At 57.7% G+C, this 20,407-nt stretch carries 13 protein-coding genes; 9 read left to right on the forward strand and 4 right to left on the reverse strand.

All coding sequences use genetic code 11. The features are described 5' to 3' along the window. Positions 1 to 3: 3 nt before the first annotated feature. The 6 genes from B4M48_RS14320 to B4M48_RS14345 all read left to right on the forward strand — a co-directional run bounded on the left by B4M48_RS14320 (position 4) and on the right by B4M48_RS14345 (position 10,729). Positions 4 to 3,804, forward strand: a complete 3,801-nt coding sequence (locus tag B4M48_RS14320; RefSeq protein ID WP_288657050.1) for a cellulose biosynthesis protein BcsC — start codon at positions 4 to 6, stop codon at positions 3,802 to 3,804. Beyond that, positions 3,804 to 4,250 (forward strand): cellulose biosynthesis protein BcsD, encoded by a 447-nt coding sequence (bcsD, locus tag B4M48_RS14325; RefSeq protein WP_288657052.1) that lies wholly within the window; start codon positions 3,804 to 3,806, stop codon positions 4,248 to 4,250. Before B4M48_RS14320 ends, bcsD begins: the two co-directional genes overlap by 1 nt. Positions 4,251 to 4,259: 9 nt before the next feature. Beyond that, entirely contained in the window at positions 4,260 to 5,264 is a 1,005-nt protein-coding gene (locus tag B4M48_RS14330) for a glycosyl hydrolase family 8 (RefSeq protein ID WP_039381672.1), read from the forward strand. Between the two features lie 205 nt (positions 5,265 to 5,469). Further along, a complete protein-coding gene (gene hmsP, locus B4M48_RS14335) occupies positions 5,470 to 7,479 on the forward strand; it encodes a biofilm formation regulator HmsP (RefSeq protein ID WP_175540445.1) in 2,010 nt (669 codons plus the stop codon). Between the two features lie 233 nt (positions 7,480 to 7,712). Then, positions 7,713 to 8,993, forward strand: coding sequence for a dicarboxylate/amino acid:cation symporter (locus tag B4M48_RS14340; protein ID WP_039385674.1), 1,281 nt, complete (start codon positions 7,713 to 7,715; stop codon positions 8,991 to 8,993). A 245-nt stretch (positions 8,994 to 9,238) separates the two neighbouring features. After that, complete coding sequence (locus B4M48_RS14345; protein WP_094111169.1) at positions 9,239 to 10,729, forward strand: M16 family metallopeptidase; 1,491 nt, start codon at positions 9,239 to 9,241, stop codon at positions 10,727 to 10,729. A gap of 41 nt (positions 10,730 to 10,770) precedes the next feature. Here B4M48_RS14345 and B4M48_RS14350 read toward each other — a convergent pair whose 3' ends face one another. Beyond that, on the reverse strand, positions 10,771 to 11,643 hold the full coding sequence (locus B4M48_RS14350; RefSeq protein WP_283341336.1) for an alpha/beta hydrolase: 873 nt from the start codon (positions 11,641 to 11,643) through the stop codon (positions 10,771 to 10,773). 575 nt (positions 11,644 to 12,218) lie between these two features. On the opposite strand from B4M48_RS14350, the gene pdeH reads away from it, so the two are divergent. Beyond that, positions 12,219 to 12,989, forward strand: coding sequence for a cyclic-guanylate-specific phosphodiesterase (gene pdeH, locus B4M48_RS14355; protein ID WP_250341290.1), 771 nt, complete (start codon positions 12,219 to 12,221; stop codon positions 12,987 to 12,989). A 59-nt stretch (positions 12,990 to 13,048) separates the two neighbouring features. Then, positions 13,049 to 15,109, forward strand: coding sequence for an AsmA family protein (locus B4M48_RS14360; protein ID WP_108570100.1), 2,061 nt, complete (start codon positions 13,049 to 13,051; stop codon positions 15,107 to 15,109). Here the strand turns inward: B4M48_RS14360 and ppiC are convergent, their stop codons facing one another. After that, on the reverse strand, positions 15,110 to 15,391 hold the full coding sequence (gene ppiC / locus B4M48_RS14365) for a peptidylprolyl isomerase PpiC (RefSeq protein WP_288657057.1): 282 nt from the start codon (positions 15,389 to 15,391) through the stop codon (positions 15,110 to 15,112). A 151-nt stretch (positions 15,392 to 15,542) separates the two neighbouring features. Between ppiC and rep the strand changes: the two genes are divergently transcribed. After that, on the forward strand, positions 15,543 to 17,561 hold the full coding sequence (gene rep / locus B4M48_RS14370) for a DNA helicase Rep (RefSeq protein ID WP_039385675.1): 2,019 nt from the start codon (positions 15,543 to 15,545) through the stop codon (positions 17,559 to 17,561). A 17-nt stretch (positions 17,562 to 17,578) separates the two neighbouring features. On the opposite strand, the gene ppx is transcribed toward rep, so the two are convergent. Continuing rightward, complete coding sequence (gene ppx, locus B4M48_RS14375) at positions 17,579 to 19,063, reverse strand: exopolyphosphatase (RefSeq protein ID WP_288657060.1); 1,485 nt, start codon at positions 19,061 to 19,063, stop codon at positions 17,579 to 17,581. 6 nt (positions 19,064 to 19,069) lie between these two features. Next, entirely contained in the window at positions 19,070 to 20,365 is a 1,296-nt protein-coding gene (gene rhlB, locus B4M48_RS14380; RefSeq protein WP_039381696.1) for an ATP-dependent RNA helicase RhlB, read from the reverse strand. Positions 20,366 to 20,407 lie beyond the last annotated feature (42 nt).

A 20,407-nucleotide genomic window follows, 5' to 3' on the forward strand; every position in this document is an offset into this window, starting at 1 on the left:
AGAATGCATAAAAATATACTGAGTGCCGGCATCCGCCACGCCCTGCTGCTGGGCGGGGCGCTGACGCTCTCTCAGCCGCTGCTGGCGGCAGAGAGCAACAATCCTGCGCTGCAGGCGCTGTTTGACCAGGCTGCCTACTGGCATCAGAAAGCGCATGACGATCTGGCAAAGGCGTCGCTGCAGAAAATCCTGCAGGCGGAGCCGAATAATACCCAGGCGCTCTATCTGCTGGCGCTCTACTCCCAGCAGACCGGAAGTACCGCCGAGGCAGCGCAGTGGCGTGCGCGGCTGAGTGCCGTTTCGCCCAACGATGCGCATCTGGCCGAACTGGATAACGCCCGTCAGCTGCAGAGTATTCCGCAGGCGCAGCTATCGCTGGCGCGTCAGCAGGCACGCAGCGGCAACATCGCCGCAGCGCTGCAGACGTGGCGCAACACCTTCAGCGGTAACGAGCCACCGCCGAGCGTCGCCGCTGAATATTATCTGACCATGGCCGGCGATCGCACGCTGCTGCCGCAGGCGGTTGAAGCGCTGCGGCAGTTTGCCGCCGATCATCCGCAGGATACCGGTGCGCAGCTGGCGCTGGGCAAGGCGATGACCTATCAGGAGCCGACCCGTCGCCAGGGGATTGAGCTGCTGGCCGGTATGGCTGACGGCAATAAAGAGGCTGACCGCTCGCTGCGTCAGGCGCTGCTCTGGCTGGCACCGCAGGCTCAGGACGCTGCGCTCTATCAGACCTGGCAGCAGCGTCATCCTCAGGATAACGCGGTAGTGGATTACTACCGTAAAAACGTGGGCGGCGCGGAAAAGGGCGCCGGCTTTACGGCCCTGAACAGCGGCGATGTCAGCGGTGCGCAGTCCAGCTTTGAAAAAGTGCTGCAGGCGAACCCGCAGGATGCGGATGCGCTGGCGGGCATGGGCTATGTTGCGCAGCGCGCCGGGCGCTACGCTGAAGCCGCAGACTACCTGAACCGGGCGGCACAGCTGGGTGGCGATCAGAGCGATGCGCGGCAGAAGCAGGCGGCGGATGCCCGCTTTTACGCGCAGCTTGCCGCCGCTCAGCAGGCGCTGAAAAGCGGCGACAGTGCGCAGGCGCTGGCGCTGAGCGAGCCGCTGACCCAGGCTGAAGGCGAAAAAGGCGTGGCGGCAAAACTGTTCCGTGCCGATGTGCAGCGCCGCACCAATCAGTTGCAGCAGGCGGAGCAGACCTACCGTGCGATCCTGCAAAGCGATGCGGATAACCGCAGCGCCAAAGAGGGACTGTTCTATGTGCTGCGCCAGCAGAACCGCAGCGCTGAAGCTAACAGCCTGCTCGCCTCACTGCCCGACAGCGTGCGGCAGAGCGTGGCGCCACGCGGTAATAACAGCGATCCCATCCGGGCACAGGCGAAACGCGAGCAGGCCGCAGGCAACAGCGCCGCCGCGATCGCCACGCTGACCAGCGGCGTACAGCGCTATCCCACCGATGGCTGGCTGCGTCTGGATCTGGCGCGGCTCTACCGCGCGCAGGGCAATACGCTGATGGCAGCCAATGTGATGCAGCCGGTGATGCGCAATGGCGCGACCAGCAGCGAACTCTATGCCGGTGCGCTCAACGCCAGCGAAAGCGGCGCGTGGCAGCAGGCGAGCCAGCTGCTGGCACGTATTCCCGATCGCAGTAAAACCGGCGCAATGCGTGAACTGGCGCAGCGCGTTAACTTTAATCTGCAAATGGCAACGGCCGATCAGTATCTGGCACAGGGCTCGGATGCGGCGGCGGCGAATACGCTGCGCGCGCTGGCTGCTGCCCCGCCGGCTAATCCGGTTGACGCCGGCAATCTGGCGGAGAAACTGGCGAAAGCGGGCGATCTCACCAGCGCCGTGGCGGTGGTACGCAGCAACATGCAGCGCGGCGTGCAGGGTAACGCCGGGGACTATGCCACGCAGGTCACGGTGCTCAACCAGGCCGGGTTGAGCGGTGAAGCGCAGCGTTTTCTCAGCTCGCCTGAACTGCAGGCGCGCAGTACGCCAGCGCAGCTGGCTGATGTGCGCAACGGCTATCTGATCAATGAAGTAGATCGCCTGCGTGAGCAGAAACAGTATGCGGCGGCCTATGACAAACTGGTGGGTGCGCTGCAGCAGGATCCGCAAAACCGCGATCTGATGTTTGCCATGGCGCGTCTCTATCAGTCCGGCAAAATGAACAAAGAGGCGGGCGTGGTCTATGACTATCTGATCACGCAGGATACGCCGCAACAGGATGCGCGCACCGGGGCCATTAACGTGGCGCTGGCAGAGAATGATATCAGCAGGGCGAATACGCTGACGCGCGGACTGCGCAATGAAGAGACGCCGGAGCGGCTGCTGCTGCTGGCGCGCGTAGCGGAAGCCAACGGCGAGCACGGCGAAGCGATGCGTTATCTGCGTACCGCACGCGGTAAAATGATTGGTCTGCAGGGCGCGCAAAGCGGCAGCGTACCTGTGGTTGGCGGACTGGCGCTGGCAGACAATCCCTTTATTAACCGCAGCACCTCGCCGGTTGGCCGTTCCTCTTCCAGCTATGGCGCGGTCATGCCGTGGCAGAACGCACCAACAGTAAGCCGCACAGCAGACACTGCGCTGGCAGCCAATACGCCTGTGCTGCAGCAGAACCAGACGCTGCATCAGATTGACACGATGATGGACGCGCTGCAGGAGAAAACCGGGACCTGGGTACAGGGACAGATGCAGGTGCGCGGACGCGATGGCGAGTCAGGCTTGAGTAAGCTGACCGAAGCGAAAGCGCCGCTGACCTTTTCCACGGTGCCGTTTGGCGAGTCGCGGTTTGATTTTACCGTTACGCCGGTTTCACTGACCGCGGGCAGCGCTGGCGGAGATGCATGGCGCCGCTTTGGCAGCAATGCGCTGGTGCAGAGCAATGTCGTGGCAGCCGGGGATGCGAAAATCACGGACGTTCCCGCTTCAGCCACCGATTCGCAGTCCGCTTCCGGCGTTGAGCTGAACATGGCGCTGAAGGGCGACAGCTATAAAATCGATCTCGGCAGCACGCCGCTGGGCCAGGATCTCAGCACGCTGGTGGGCGGGATCCAGTGGTCACCGAAGCTGACTGATTTCCTGACGCTGATCCTGACCGGTGAACGCCGTGCCATGACCGACAGCCTGCTTTCGTATGTGGGAGCAGAAGATAAAACCAGCGGCAAACGCTGGGGACGCGTAACGAAAAATGGCGCGAATGCCCTGCTGAGCTATGACAACGGCGATGCCGGACTTTATGCCGGCGGCGGCGCTTATAGCTACATTGGCGAAAATGTGGCGAGTAACCAGAGCGTTCAGGCAACCGCTGGCGTTTATGTACGGCCTTTCCACTACGACGATCGCGAGCTGAAGGTGGGAATGAACCTCTCCTGGATGGATTTCTCCAAAAACCTCAGCTATTTCAGTTATGGCCAGGGCGGCTATTTCAGCCCGCAGAACTATGCATCCGTTTCATTCCCGGTGGATTTCAGCCGTCAGTTTGACGATCTGAAAGTCAACGTCGGGGGATCGGTAGGGTATCAGTCTTACAGCCAGGATAAGAGCGCCTACTTCCCGGACGATGCTGCGCTGCAGTCGCAGCTGCAGAGTCTGGCCGATCGCGGCTTTGTCAGAAGTGCTTACTACAGCGGTGAAAGTAAAAACGGCATAGGTTACAACCTGCACGCCGGTGCGGATTATAAAATTAATAAAGATGTCACGATTGGCGGGCAGCTGGGGTATGACACCTTTGGCGACTACAACGAAAGCACTGCCAACCTCTACTTCCGCTATATGTTTGGAGATAACTGATGAGCGAGCAACCCACCGCACGCGTGACCTGGTCGCATCAGCCTGGCTGGTTTGACCTGGTCTACGTGATGACAGAGAGCGTGCTGGAGAACGGCGGTGATGAAGCCACGGCTTTTCTGGCCAGCACCGGGGAGACGCTGGCGATGCGCTATCCGCTGCCGGCTTCACGTACCGTGCAGGATCTGGAACGGGAGATGAATCTGCAGCTGGCCCGCTTCAACTGGGGCTTTGTGCAGATTCATCCGGCAGAAAATGCGATTCAGATTGAGCATCATGCGCTGCCGGCCGGTCACGACACGCTGCCGGCTGAACGCTGGCGGCTGGCAATGGGGGCCGTGCTGGGCGGGCTGTATGCGCAGTGGCTGCGCGGTCAGGGCGGCAGCGCCGCAGTACCGCTGACGCTGGAAAACGACAATGGCTCAACGCTGCTGTATCGATATCAATAGGAAGCGGTAATGAATGTAATGCGGCACGGGCGTCGGTGGATGCTCTGTTTAATGATGATATTTTTTAGCGCGCAGGCGATGGCAGACGGCTGGAGCAGTTATAAAAGCCGCTTTCTGAACAGCGACGGCCGGATTATCGATACCGGCAACAAAGGCGTCAGCCATACAGAGGGTCAGGGCTATGGCATGCTGCTGGCGGTAGCGAATAACGATCGCGCTACCTTTGATCTGCTGTGGCAGTGGACGCGTGCGCATCTGCATAATCCGCAAAATGACCTGTTCTACTGGCGCTATGTGCCTGATGCGGCCGATCCGGTGGCAGACAAAAACGACGCCAGCGACGGTAATGTGCTCATTGCCTGGGCGCTGCAGCGCGCGGCCCAAAAGTGGGGAGGAGATTATCAGCAGGATTCCGATCGCATTCAGCGGGCAATTATTAAGCTGAACGTGATCGATTACGCCGGACACAAAGTTATGCTGCCTGGCGCAAACGGCTTTAATAAGTCGAGCTACGTCGTGCTGAACCCCTCCTATTTTCTGTTTGCTGCCTGGCAGGCGTTTGCTCAGCAGAGCCATCTGCGCGTCTGGAATACGCTCATTGACGATGGCATGACGCTGCTGGGTGAGATGCAGTTTGGTAAAACCGCGCTGCCACTGGACTGGGTCGCGCTGAACGCGGATGGCTCTGTCGCACCGGCGGTGGGGTACTCTAATCGGTTCAGTTATGATGCGATTCGCGTGCCGCTGAATATCTGGTGGTACGATCCGCAGAGCCTGCGGCTGGTGCCTTTTCAGCACGTCTGGCAGGGCTATCCGCGTCAGACTACGCCGGCCTGGTTCGACGTACTGGCTAACAGCCCGGCGCCTTATAATATGGAAGGCGGCCTGACAGCGGTACGCGATTTGACGCTGAACCAGACCGGTCATCTCAGCGACCGCATTCAGCCGGAACAGAATTACTTCTCTGCCAGCCTGCAGCTATTAGTGTGGCTTGCCTGGCAGGAAAAAGGTTAATGCTCTCCTGCGAGCGCGCGGTGCGCGCTCGCTTTCTACGCTCCCGGCAACGGGTAAAACGCTGAAAACGCGCCTCTCTTCCTTCCGACCGATGATTTTCACCCTTATCGCGGCGTACAACGTCTGAGACCTGGGATATACTTGCTGCGCATTCAGGCTACTATCACTGCGAATTATGGCGGCATTGCGGCCGGGAGAAATTTTGTTGCGCGTCAGTCGCTCGTTAACCATCAAGCAAATGGCAGCCGTGTCTGCGGTTGTGCTGGTGACGATCACGATTTTTATCGTTATCCAGCTTTTTCATTTTGTGCAGCAGCGCAGGGTTGATTACGCCCAGCAGATGGAGAATGTGGCGCACACGGTACGCCAGCCGCTCTCAGAGGCGGTGCTGAAAGCGGACATCCCTCAGGCGGAGCATATTCTTAATACACTGAAACCCGCCGGTATCCTGTCGCGGGCCGATGTGGTGCTGCCCAATGCGTTTCAGGCGCTGCACGCCGATTTTGCACCGGAAAAGCCGGTTCCGCGTCTGGTCGCCCGGCTGTTTGAACTGCCGGTGCAGATCACGCTGCCGCTGTATGCGATAGAGCGGGGCGGCATGCCAAAGCCCATCGCCTATCTGGTGCTTCAGGCGGACTCCTCGCGCGTTTACCAGTTTCTGCTCAGTACGCTCTCAACCATGATCACCACCTGGCTGCTGATGGCGCTGATCCTCTCAGTCGCTATTAGCTGGTGTATTAACCGTCTGGTTGTGCACCCGCTGCGCGATATTTCACGCGAGCTGCAGGAGCTGCCGCCGCAAGCCATCCTGACACATAAGCTTACGCTGCCCGGCAATCACCGCGATGATGAGATAGGCATGCTGATCCGCAGCTATAACCGCAATCAGCAGGTGCTGGAGTCCGTTCACGATGAGATGAGCCGGCTGACCACCCATTTTGCCGTGACGGATCTGCCTAACCGCACGCTGTTCCTGGCACTGCTCGACCAGCATCTGCAGCAGCGTCACCGGCAGCAGCCCTGGAGCGTCATGGTTATCCGTATCGAAACGCTGCAGGAAGCCAACGGCGTGCTGAGCGATGAGCAGCGTGATGCGCTGATGCTGACGCTGGTAGAGAAAATCCGCAGTACGATTGATGACCACACGCTGCTGGCGCAGACGGGGCCCAGCGATTTTGCGCTGCTGCTGAAGCGGGCGCACAACCCCTTCCGCGCGATGCGTCTGGCGCGCAACCTGATGCTGCGTATCAATCAGCCGGTCAATCTGTATCAGCTGCAGCTGCGACCCAATGCCAGTATCGGGCTGTCGCTCTCTGACGAGAGCCTCTGCTCTGCCCGCGAGCAGCTGGATCGGGCGACGTCAGCCATGATGTCAGCGCGGCATCAGGGGAAAAATCAGATCCTGTTTTTTGATCCGGTCCTGACCGAACGGGCGCAGAAGCGGCTGACGCAGGAGCATGACATTCTGCAGGGGCTGCAGGAGGGTGAGTTTGCGCTTTATCTGCAGCCCCAGCTTAACATGGCAACCGGTGAGCTGACGGGGGCTGAAGCGCTGCTGCGTATGCGGATGGCGGATGGCAGCTTCGGGCTGCCGGAAGAGTTCATCGCCAGCGCGGAAGAGATCGGCGTGATTTCCGCCATCGGTCGCTGGGTATTTGAAGAGGCGTGCCGCATTCTGGCCGGCTGGCAGCGACGGGGGATTACGCTGCCGCTGAGCGTAAATATTTCGGCCGTCCAGCTGCGCGACAGCGGCATGGTGACGCATCTGCAGAGCCTGCTGGAACGGCATCGCATCCGGCCGGGTTCTTTAGTGCTGGAAGTCACCGAAACCGCCGGAATAGGTGATGCCGAACAGGCGATGGCGCTGCTGCTCGCGCTGCAGCAGACCGGAGTTGCCGTTGCGCTGGACGATTTTGGTATGGGCTACTGCAATCTCAATTATCTGCATCAGTTTAAAGCGTTACCGGTTAATAAGCTGAAGATGGACCGCAGCTTTGTCGCCGCGCTGCCGGACGATGACACTATGGTGCGCATTGTGGCCGCCGTGGCAAAGATTGTGGATGCTGACGTTGTGGCTGAAGGGGTGGAAACGGCGGAGCAGCGCGACTGGCTGCTGGCGCGTGGCATTACTATTGGTCAGGGCTATCTGTATGCCGAAGCCCTGCCGCTTACCACCTTTGAACAGGGCTGGCTGCAGCGCTGTTCACGCACGTGATAGTGACCTTATCAATTGATTGTTCTGCAGAAACCGCGCCACAGCGCCAGCTGAAGCGTTTCAGTTCATAGTTAGAGTTTTGTAACTTTTGTAAGGAATGTCAGGGGATACTCATCCTGTTAACAGGGTGTTATTTTCAGTTTATCGGTAAGGTTTTACGCTCTCAGGCGGCTTGCCGCATGCGTTTCTCCCTGACACAGGCGGTGAATGCCGTCTCTACCTGGACACCTGTTATGAAACTGTTTAAAAGCCTCTACTTTCAGGTGCTGGTTGCCATCGGCATCGGCGTTCTGTTAGGCCATTACTATCCCGAATTAGGCGCGCAGATGAAGCCGCTTGGTGATGGTTTTGTAAAGCTGATCAAGATGATCATCGCCCCCGTAATCTTCTGTACGGTGGTGACCGGTATCGCCGGCATGGAGAGCATGAAAGCCGTCGGACGCACTGGCGCCGTAGCGCTGCTCTATTTTGAAATCGTCAGTACTATCGCGCTGATCATCGGACTGGTGGTAGTGAACGTGGTTCAGCCTGGCGCAGGAATGAACGTGGATCCCGCCACCCTGGATGCGAAAGCGGTAGCCGTTTATGCACAGCAGGCAGAGCAGCAGGGTGTGATCGCGTTCCTGCTTGATATCATCCCGGGCAGCGTCATTGGTGCCTTTGCCAGCGGCAACATTCTGCAGGTGCTGCTGTTCGCTATTCTGTTTGGTTTCGCACTGCATCGCCTCGGCAGCGCCGGTACCGTGATGTTCAACGTTATCGAAAGCTTCTCAAAAGTGATCTTTGGCGTGATCAACATGATTATGCGCCTGGCACCTATCGGGGCGTTTGGTGCCATGGCCTTCACCATCGGTAAGTATGGTGTCGGCTCGCTGGTGCAGCTTGGCCAGCTGATCATCTGTTTCTATATTACCTGTATCCTGTTTGTCGTGATCGTGCTGGGCGCAATTGCGCGCTGGGCTGGCTTTAACATCTTCAAATTTATCGGTTATATAAAAGAAGAGCTGCTGATTGTGCTGGGTACGTCATCGTCTGAATCAGCGCTGCCGCGCATGCTGGATAAGATGGAGCGCCTCGGCTGCAAAAAATCGGTGGTGGGGCTGGTTATTCCAACGGGCTACTCGTTTAATCTGGATGGCACCTCAATCTATCTGACCATGGCCGCCGTGTTTATTGCGCAGGCGACCAACGCTCATATGGATATCTTCCATCAGATCACCCTGCTGGTGGTTCTGCTGCTCTCCTCGAAAGGCGCGGCGGGCGTTACCGGAAGCGGCTTTATTGTTCTCGCCGCGACGCTCTCTGCGGTAGGGCATCTGCCGGTCGCGGGCCTGGCATTGATTCTGGGCATCGACCGCTTTATGTCCGAAGCGCGTGCGCTGACTAATCTGGTCGGTAACGGCGTAGCCACGGTGGTGGTGGCTAAGTGGGTGGGTCAGCTGGATGAAAACCAGATGAAAGAGACGCTTTCTTCAGCGAAAAAAGTCAATCACGTCTCTCATACCGGCGCATAATCCGCAATTTGCGTTAATTTCCAATTAAATGCCCGCTGTCACTTGCCCTGACAGCGGGCATTTGCATAATAAACCCCGTTGATTTTTTTCCCGATTTTTTTCCTTGTTGCGCGACTTCCTGGCCATCCTGTGGTCAAAGGAACTGTCATTAAATAAACGCGGCGGCAATACGCCGCGCGGGCCGCTTTCCCGGTGGCCAGTCAGTCCGTGCTAACAAGCGTTTATCTGTTTGATTAGGGGTTCACATGCAGGGCACCAGAATTCGGCTTTTGGTTGGCGGCTTGCTGCTTGCAGCAACCGGTTTCGGCGCGCACGCCGAAACACTTCAGCCCGATCCCGCCTGGCAGGAGGGCAAACTGGACAACGGGTTCAGTTGGCAGCTGCTGACCACACCACAACGTCCCAGCGATCGCATTGAGCTTCGCCTGGTGGTTAATACCGGCTCGCTGGCGGAGAGCGCTCAGCAGACCGGCTTCAGTCATCTGTTACCGCGCCTGGCGATGGTGCATAACACCGCGCTGGATACCAATCAGCAGCGTGCACTGTGGCAGCAGGCGATGGATCCGCAGCGTCCGCTGCCGCCAGCGATCTCGTCATACGACTACACTCAGTACAACCTCAGTCTGCCCAACAACCGGCCAGAACTGCTTAAAGAAGCGTTAAACTGGCTGGCGGCGACCGCGGGTAAGATGAGCATTAATGAGCAGGTGGTCGCGACGGCATTAAGCGCGACCGATCCCATCGCCACCTGGCCATCTGACACGCAGGATGTCTGGTGGCGCTACCGCCTGAAAGGCTCAACCATGCTGGCGCACGACCCCGGTGAGCCACCGCGCGCGCCGGTCGATCCCGCGCAGCTGAACAGTTTTTATCAGCAGTGGTATACGCCAGATAATATGACGCTCTATGTGGTTGGTAATGTCGACAGCCGCACTATCATGGAGCAGATTGGCAAGACTTTCGCAACGCTGAAAGGAAAACGCGATACGCCGGCACCACTGCCCACGCTGTCGCCGCTGCCGCATCAGCCGGTCAATCTGGTTGATGGCTCTCTGGCGCAGGACAGGCTGTCGCTGGTATGGGATACGTCGTGGCAACCGATTCGCGAATCGCAGTATCTGCAACGTTACTGGCAGAGCGATCTGGCGCGGGAAGCGCTGTTCTGGCACGTGCAGCGCGCGCTGGCAGATAATAAAGCGCAAAATGTGCAGGTCGGCTTTGACTGCCGCGTGCTTTATCAGCGCGCGCAGTGCTCCATCAATATGGAGAGTCCCAACGCGTCACTGCCGCAAAACATGAATCAGATCGCTAAAGCGCTGGCCGTGGTTCGCGATAAAGGGCTGCCGCAGGATGAATTTGATGCGCTTATGGCGCAGAAGCTGCTGGAGCTGAATAAGCTGTTTACCACCTACGCCCGTACGGATACTGACATTCTGATGGGGCAGCGCCTGCGCTCGCAGCAGAATGCGGTAGTGGATATTGCTCCCGAGCAATATCAGAAACTGCGCCAGTCTTTCCTGAGTGAGTTAACGCGTGAGCAGCTCAACCAGGAACTGCGTCAGCAGCTGACGCAGGAGCTGACTATGGTACTGATCCAGCCACAGGGCGAAGCAGAGACCAATGTGAAGATGTTGCAGGAGAGCTGGAACAAGGTGATGGCAGTGCCTGATGCGCCCGCCGCACCGGCCCCGGACGAAAGCAGTAAAGCAGAAAACAGCACCGATCGGGGCGCATAAATGCGCCCCCTGTGATGAATTCCGCGCAGGGCGTAACAACGTCAGGTTTTCGCCCGCAGCCATTCGGTGACCAGCATCGGCCAGCTTGCCAGTGGCAGATCGGCTACGCCGCGGATACCGAAACCGTGCCCGCCTTTCTGATAAAAATGGATCTCGGCCGGAATTTTATGTTCACGCAGCGCGCTGAAGAACAGCATGCTGTGGTTAACGGAAACCGCTTCATCGTCAGCCGCATGGATCAGCAGGGCTGGCGGTGTTTGCGCGTGCACGCGCGTCTCCAGCGAATAGGCATCGATACTTTTCTGATCCGGCCAGGCGCCCAGCAGGCGCGTGCGTGAACTTTCGTGTGCCAGGCCGTCACGCATACTGATAATCGGGTAGATCAGCACCATAGCGTCGGGGCGCGGTGAGAGCGCATCGATACGATCCTGGACCGGATAGAGCTTCTCGTTAAACCGCGTTCCCAGCGAGGCCGCAACGTGGCCGCCTGCGGAAAAGCCCATCATCACAATGTACTTACCGTTTTTGCCCTGCTGCGCCCGTTCGCGCAGCACGCGGACCGCCCGCTGGGCATCGGCCAGCGGTGCATCCGCGCCTTCATGATGCCCGTCATAGGGCAGGCGATATGTCATTACGGCCAGCGTATAGCCCATCGAGGTAAAAAACGTGGCCAGCGCGCTGCCTTCACGATCGATTAGCACCCGCTGATAACCGCCGCCCGGTGCCACCAGCAGGGTGATCCCGTTGGAGATTTCCGGATACCAGATAGCCATTTCCGGGCAGCGCACGCCGGTGGCTGCGCGATCGTAAGGCTCATACTCTTTAGCCAGGTCAACAATCTGCGGCTGAGCGCGGGAGTCACTGGCGCCTGGCGCATCACCGGATGGCCAGATATTGATAATTTCTGTGTGCATAAATCTGTCCTGAGCAGGGCGTATAGTCGTTGTTTTTCTGCGGCCGAAGGAACAGCGTCCTGCTGTTATTGATTAAAAGATGGTCTTCTTTTGCGTTGTCGTCCAGCCGAAAAAACGATAACCAGCGAGAATCAGACTATACCTGGCAGGCGGGAATTCTCTTTCAAGAGACTGAATTTAAACAGTTATGTTTAGCGAAGATAATAAGTGCACACTTCAGATAAAGTGCGAAAGATGGAAGAGGCGTACTAAGCGCAATGAACAGGATAAAACAGAGTAGTAAGTCAAACCAGTCACGGGAAATTTCAGCGGAGAAATCCCTCCGGCTGCGCCTTTTTCCGAACCCTTCCGGCGGCCGGTTTTCTGGCGCGTCAGTTTGCCTTAAGTCTTTAAATCGCCCTCCGGCGACGATTTAGCAGACAAAGCATCCTCTGTTTCTGCGATTAAGGCAAAGGCGCGCTGTTAGACTCGACGCCCTATATGGCTGCACAAAGCGATAAAGTTATCCAGGGACCAGCCGATACTTGCCGCCGGGTTGCTTTCTGCAGGCACTCACCACCGACCAGGAAAAAACCATGGTGATGAAGAATTCCGGACACCGGCTGCCTGTTTCTCTCAAACATGCGCAACCGGATATCGCATATTTCCGGCAGCAGTGCCAGCGTACTTATACTTTTCAGCCTATTTATCAGATATCTGGCCGCCTGCTGGCGATTGAGCTGCTGACCGCCGTTACGCACGCGGCTATGCCGGAAAAGCGTCTTTCACCGGAAAGCTACTTTGCTGCGCTATCGACAGAGCAGCGGCTGGATGTGGTGCATGAACAACTTACTCTGCTGTTGACGTGGTCCCGCTTTTTTATCCGCCATCAGCTGGTGGCATCGGTCAATATTGACGGGCCGACGCTGCTGGCGATACAGCAGCATTCGGCCCTGCGACGGCTGATTGGCCAGCTGCCGTGGGTGCGCTTTGAACTCACTGAGCATCATGCGCTGCCGCAGGAGGAGATGGTGGCGCAGATGCCGGAGCTGGGGCCGCTATGGCTGGATGATTTTGGCTCCGGCATGGCAAATTTTTCCGCGCTGACCGAACTGCGCTATGACTACATCAAATTATCGCGTGAACTCTTTATGCTGCTGCGCGCGTCAGAAGAGGGGCGAGTCCTTTTCTCAACGCTGCTGACGCTTATTAATCGCTACTGCAATGGCGTAATAGTTGAGGGCGTGGAAACCGAAGAGGAGTGGCGCCAGGTACAATCCTCACCCGCTATTGCAGCTCAGGGATACTTTTTTTCCCGTCCGCTTCCTTTTAGTGAGCTGGGATCGCTGCCGTTGATGCTTCTCTGATGTTGTTGCGCCGCGTCTCGACTATCTTTAATGAGACGTGAGAACAAGGAGGAAAAAGCATGACTCGCACGGGAAAAGCTGCCAGCTGGGTGGCGGGCATTCTGCTGTTACTGATCGTGGTACTGGTTGTGGTGATTGCCACCTTTGACTGGAACCGCCTGAAACCAACCATTAATCAGAAAGTGTCAGCAGAGCTGAACCGTCCTTTCGCGATACGCGGCGACCTTGGCGTACACTGGGCGCGTAACCGCGCTGAGCCGGGCTGGCGCAGCTGGATCCCCTGGCCGCAGGTACACGCTGAAGATATCATGCTGGGCAATCCGCCCGACATTCCTGACGTGACGATGGTACACCTGCAGCGCGTTGATGCGACGCTGGCCCCCCTGGCGCTGCTGCACAAAGAGATCTACCTGCCCTGGATCAAGCTGCAGCAGCCCGACGCGCGTCTGATACAGCTCGCCAGCAAGAAGAATAACTGGACATTTACGCTCGCCAGTAGCGAAAACAGCGAGGCTGACGCGGCTCCCTCAGCCTGGTCATTCCGCATGGATAATATTCTGTTTGATCAGGGGCAGCTGCGCTACCGCGATGCGATCAACAAAGCGGATGTAACGGTGAATATTAACTCACTCGGTAAACCCGTGCCTTATGCTCAGGTTACCGGCGGCGATGATAAGCAGAAAGGCGCTGGCGATTTTGTTTTTGGCTGGCAGGCGAAAGGCACCTATAACCAGCAGCCGCTTTCCGGCGACGGCAGAATTGGCGGCATGCTTTCACTGCGCAGCAAAACCACGCCATTTCCGCTGCAGGCCGATCTGCGTAACGGCACCACGCGGGTAAGGCTGGAAGGCACGCTGCAGGATCCGCTGAACCTGGGCGGGCTGGATGTGCGCCTGCGATTTTCCGGCGATACGCTGGCCAATCTCTATGGCTTAACCGGCGTGTTGCTGCCTGATACCCCCCCTTATGAAACTGACGGTCATCTGACTGCCCGCTTTAATGACGCCAAAGGCGCGCTGTTCCGCTATGAAAAGTTTAATGGCCATATCGGTGACAGTGATATCCATGGATCGCTCACCTATCGTCAGGGCAAACCCCGGCCGAAGCTGAGCGGCGAACTCACTTCCCGTCAGCTGCGCATGGCCGATCTCGGCCCGCTGATTGGCGTTGATTCCGGTAAAGGGAGTGAGAAAACGGCGCGGGCGAAGGCGCAGCGTGGTGAAGCCGCCACGCAGCCTGCCGATCGCGTGCTGCCTTACGATAAGTTTGAAACCAAAAGCTGGGATGCGATGGATGCCGACGTGAAGTTTAGCGGCAAGCGCATTGAGCACAGCAGCAAGCTGCCGCTCAGCGACCTCTATACGCATCTGACGCTGGAAAAAGGCGATCTGCTGCTTGATCCGCTGCGCTTCGGCATGGCCGGCGGCAATATCAATACCACTATCCGGCTTGAGGGCAGCCGTTCACCGATGCGCGGCCGCGCCGATCTGCACGCGCGCAAACTGCAGCTGCGCCAGCTGTTCCCTGATGTAACCGCCATGCAGCGCAGCCTGGGCCAGCTCAACGGAGACGCAACGCTAAGCGGTACCGGCAATTCGGTTGCCGCACTGCTGGGCAGCAGCAACGGTCAGCTGCGCCTGCTGATGAACAATGGCCTTATCAGCCGCAGCCTGATGGAAATTGCCGGGCTTAACGTCGGAAACTACGTGGTGGGTAAACTGTTTGGTGATGATGAAGTGCGCATCAACTGTGCCGCCACCGATCTTACGCTGCGCCAGGGCGTCGCAACGCCGCGCCTGTTCGTGTTTGATACCGAAAATGCGGTAATCAACGTCACCGGCAACGTTAACTTTGCCAGCGAGCGACTCGATCTGTCGGTAAATCCTGAGAGCAAAGGCATTCGCATTATTACGCTGCGTTCTCCGCTCTACGTGCGCGGAACCTTTAAAAATCCGGATGCCGGGGTTAAAACCGGGCCGCTTATTGCACGCGGTGCGGCGGCCGTAGCGCTGGGGGCGGTTGTGGCACCGGCTGCCGCGCTGCTGGCGCTGATTTCACCCAGCGACACCGACGCTAATCAGTGCAGCAATGTGCTGCAGCAGATGAAGAGCCAGAAGTGATTAACTGCGCCATAGCACCTTAATGATGTGGTAACCAAACGCGGTTTTTACCGGTCCGTAAGGCTTCAGCAGCGGGCAGGTAAAAACCGCTTTATCAAAAGCCGGCACCATCTGTCCCTGACGAAACTCGCCCAAATCACCGCCGTTGCGTCCGGACGGGCAGGTTGAATGTTTTTTTGCCAGCTGCTGAAAGTTGCCTCCTTTCTCTAGCTGCGCCAGCAGGGCTTTCGCCTGTACTTCCTCTTTCACAAGGATATGTAAAGCTGCTGCGGTTTTCGCCATGGTGCTCTCCTGTTATGTATAATGTGCGGCGCATTATAGCGTAGTGCGCGTCAGTTGCAGGGGCGCCATTGATGGCGACCTTTGCGTTCAGGTACGCACCCTGCGACGCGATGTAATTCTTCCTGTCTGATTCAATCGAGTGATGTTTTTTATGCGTTTAAACCCCGGCCAACAACGTGCTGTCGAATTTGTCACCGGCCCCTGCCTGGTGCTGGCGGGGGCGGGGTCCGGTAAAACCCGCGTCATTACCAATAAAATCGCTCACCTGATCCGCGAATGCGGCTATCAGGCGCGCCACATTGCTGCGGTGACGTTTACCAATAAGGCGTCGCGCGAAATGAAAGAGCGCGTGGCGCAAACGCTGGGACGCAAAGAGGCGCGCGGCCTGATGATTTCAACCTTTCATACGCTGGGGCTGGAGATTATCAAGCGTGAATATGCCGCGCTGGGGATGAAATCGAGCTTTTCGCTGTTTGACGACCAGGATCAGCTGGCGCTGCTGAAAGAGCTGACCAGCCAGTGGCTGGAAGAGGATAAAACACAGCTGCAGCAGCTGATTGCCACGATCTCTAACTGGAAAAACGATCTGATCGATCCGCAGGGTGCGGCAGCAATAGCAAAATCCCAGCGTGACCAGATATTTGCGCACTGCTATCAGCTCTATGATCGGCATCTCAAATCGTGCAACGTGCTCGATTTTGACGATCTCATCCTGCTGCCCACGCTGCTGCTGCAGCGTAATGAGGCGGTACGCGAACGCTGGCAGCAGCGTATTCGCTATCTGCTGGTGGATGAGTATCAGGATACCAACACCAGCCAGTATGAGCTGGTAAAACTGCTGGTCGGCGCGCGCGCGCGATTTACCGTGGTGGGCGATGACGACCAGTCTATCTACTCCTGGCGCGGGGCGCGTCCGCAAAACCTGGTGCTGCTGAAAGAGGACTTTCCGGCGCTGGAGGTCGTGAAGCTGGAGCAGAACTATCGCTCCACGCAGCGTATTCTCAAAGCGGCTAATATATTGATCGCCAATAACCCGCACGTGTTTGAAAAGCGTCTCTTTTCTGAACTGGGGTCAGGCGAATCGCTGAAGGTGCTGAGCGCGAATAATGAAGACCACGAAGCGGAGCGCGTAACCGGCGAGCTGATCGCACATCACTTTATCAACCGCACCCAGTATAAAGATTACGCCATTCTCTATCGCGGCAATCATCAGTCGCGCGTGTTTGAAAAGCTGCTGATGCAGAACCGCATTCCCTACCGTATTTCCGGCGGCACTTCGTTCTTTTCACGCCCGGAGATCAAGGATCTGCTGGCCTATCTGCGCGTGCTGACTAATCAGGATGACGACAGCGCGTTTCTGCGCATCGTAAATACGCCGCGTCGCGAAATCGGCCCGGCCACGCTGCAGAAGCTGGGTGAGTGGGCCACGCTGCGTAATAAGAGCCTGTTTAATGCCAGTTTTGACATGGGGCTGGCTCAGACGCTAAGCGGGCGCGGTCTGGAGCATCTGCAGCGTTTTACCCACTGGCTGAATGAGATTGTGCAGCTGACTGAACGGGAGCCGATTAGCGCGGTGCGCGATCTGATCCGCGGTATCGACTATCAGAGCTGGCTGTTTGAGACCTCCGGCAGTCCGAAAGCCGCAGAGATGCGGATGAAAAACGTCAATACGCTGTTCCAGTGGATGACGGAAATGCTTGAAGGTGATGAGCTGAATGAGCCCATGACGCTGGCACAGGTTGTCACGCGCTTTACCCTGCGCGATATGATGGAGCGGGGAGAGAGTGATGAAGATCTCGACCAGGTTCAGCTGATGACGCTGCACGCATCAAAAGGGCTGGAATTTCCCTATGTCTACCTGGTCGGCATGGAAGAGGGTCTGTTGCCGCATCAGAGCAGCATTGATGAGAACAACATCGAAGAGGAGCGGCGTCTCGCCTATGTGGGCATTACGCGCGCACAGAAAGAGCTGACATTTACGCTCTGCCGGGAGCGTCGCCAGTATGGTGAGCTGATTCGTCCTGAACCCAGCCGTTTTTTGCTGGAGCTGCCGCAGGATGACGTCGAGTGGGAGCGTGAGAAAAAAGTGGTAAGCGCAGAAGAGCGCGTTAAAACCGGGCAAACCCGGGTGGCCGGGTTGCGGGCAATGCTGGCGAATGCAAAAAAGTAGTGGCAGCCGTCACGTCATCAGGAGAAGGTCAGGAGCCAGTGAACGTAGGACTGAAAGTGGCTCTCCTGCTCCAGCAGCTCGGCGCGCAGCGGATGCGCCTCCAGCCAGCCCGCCGGCAGCGTAAGGTGCAGCGTATCCTCTTCTGCCAGTAAGCGTACCGCCGGAAGCGTATCGTCACGGCGACGCGTGGAGAAGATAATCGCCAGGCGCAGCAGGCGGCTCAGACGTTCTGCCGTACGCGGCGGCACGGCATTTTGCTGGGCCAGCAGAGCCAGATCGATACTGCCGCTCTGGTTCTGCAGCAAACAGGCGAGCACTTTTTTCTGCGCGGGCGTAAAGCCAGGCAGATCGAGATGGCGAATCAGATAGGCGGCGTGCCGGGGAGCCTGACGAAAATCGACGCTCAGGCCAATTTCGTGTACGGCACAGGCGCTTAACAGCAGATCGCAACAGCGCTGGTCAAGCTTCCAGCTCTGGCTGACCTGACGAAAAAAACGTTCAGCCAGCTGCTGCACCCGGTCAGCCTGTTCCACATCGATAGAAAAACGGCGCTGCACATTATGCAGCGTACGGCTGCGGATATCGCGATTGACCGGCAGATGGAGCATGCCATACACCAGACCTTCGCGCAGCGCGCCGCCTGCCAGCGTCATGCTATCAATATTCAGTTCGTTGAAAATGGCGATGAGAATCGACAAACCGCTGGGAAAGACCAGCGCACGCTCCAGCGTCAGCCCTTCAATTTCCAGCTCTTCCAGCTTGCCGCACTGAATAGCGCGCTGCTTCAGCTGCTGCAGTTTACTCAGGGTGATACGCTCATCCATCCCCTGCGCCACCATGATCTCCTGCAGAGCCTGAACCGTACCGGATGCACCGACGCAGACCTGCCATCCTTTCTCACGCAGCGCCGCTACCACGGGTTGCAGCATGTCGCGCGCCGCCTGTTCTGCCCGGTCAAAATTGTCCTGCGTCAGATGGCGATTGCTGAAAAAACGCTCCAGCCAGGTGACGCAGCCCATTGAAAGGCTGAACAGCGTGGTTGCGTGCGAACCTTCACCGGTAACCAGTTCGGTGCTGCCGCCGCCAATATCGACTACCAGACGCTGGTCGGAGCCGCCGGTCGTATGGGCCACGCCCTGATAGATCAGGCGCGCTTCTTCCTCACCGCTGATAACATTGACCGGACAGCCCAGGATCGCTTCAGCGGTGGTCAGAAAGTCTGGCGCGTTGCGTGCGATGCGCAGCGTGGCGGTCGCCACCACGCGGATCTGCTCTGGCGGGATATCCTGCAGCTGTTCCGAAAACAGCTTCAGGCACTGCCAGCCGCGCTGCATCGCCTCAGCAGAGAGTTCGCTGTCAGCATTAAGTCCTGCTGCCAGCCGGACTTTGCGCTTGATGCGCGCCACGGTCTGAATAGTGCCGGAAACTTCACGCACCACCAGCATATGAAAGCTGTTAGACCCGAGGTCGATCGCTGCATAGAGTGATGATGCGCTTAGCATGTGGGATTAACCTGGGCGTTTACGGTTATGGTTACGGGGCGCACTGCTCCGGCGATTACTGTTATTGCCGCCGCGACGCTGACCGTTGCCGGTGCGGTTGCGCTGCAGACGTTTTGCCGGTGGCAGATCGCTGAGCAGCGCATCGCTGTTGTATTTGCTGACCGGAATGCCGTGACCGATATACTCCTCAATCGCGGGCAGATTCAGCGCATACTCTTCACACGCGAGGCTGATAGAGTGTCCGCTGGCGCCGGCACGGCCGGTACGACCAATACGGTGAACGTAATCTTCGCGATCGTCCGGCAGATCGTAGTTAAAGACGTGCGTTACGGCCGGAATATGCAGACCGCGCGCCGCAACATCCGTTGCTACCAGAATATCCACGTCGCCTTTGGTGAAATCATCGAGAATGCGCAGGCGCTTTTTCTGCGGGACATCACCGGTCAGCAGACCGACGCGATGACCGTCGGCGGCCAGATGGCCCCAGATATCTTCACAGCGATACTTGGTGTTAGCAAAGATGATGGCGCGATCGGGCCACTCTTCTTCGATCAGCGTCTGCAGCAGACGCATCTTCTCTTCATTGGATGGATAGAAGAGCTCTTCTTTGATGCGGTGGCCAGTTTTCTGTTCCGGTTCCACTTCGACATATTCCGCGTTGTTCATATGCTCAAACGCCAGTTCCCGGACGCGGTAAGAGAGCGTTGCGGAAAACAGCATGCTCAGACGCTGCGTGGCAGGCGGCATGCGGCGGAATAGCCAGCGAATATCTTTAATAAAGCCGAGATCGAACATGCGATCGGCTTCGTCCAGCACCACAACCTGAATAGCGCCCAGATTCACATGGTTCTGTTTTGCGTAATCAATCAGACGTCCGGTAGTGCCCACTAGGATGTCGACACCGTCAGCGAGCACTTTAAGCTGCTTGTCATAGCCGTCGCCGCCGTAAGCCAGACCCATTTTCAGGCCGGTCGCTTTAGCCAGCGGCTCCGCATCGGCGTGAATCTGTACGGCCAGCTCGCGCGTAGGGGCCATGATCAGCGCACGTGGCTGATTAACCTGGCGCCCTTCAGCAGCAGGGTGAGAAAGAAGATAATGAAACGTTGACGTCAGAAACGCCATCGTTTTGCCGGTACCGGTTTGCGCCTGACCCGCAACATCACGCCCTGAAAGCGCAAAAGGCAGTGCGAGCGCCTGGATAGGCGTGCAGTGCTGAAAGCCTTTGCTATCAAGGGCTTCCACGACCTGAGGGTGCAGGGCGAAGTCGGAAAACTTCTGTTCGGTTAAGTGTGTTTTGCTCATAGTGTGGTAGAATATCAGCTTACTATCGCTTTACGAAAGCGT

This window comes from Pantoea sp. UBA6567 (genome assembly GCF_002434165.1).
GTDB classification, from domain to species: domain Bacteria; phylum Pseudomonadota; class Gammaproteobacteria; order Enterobacterales; family Enterobacteriaceae; genus Pantoea; species Pantoea eucrina.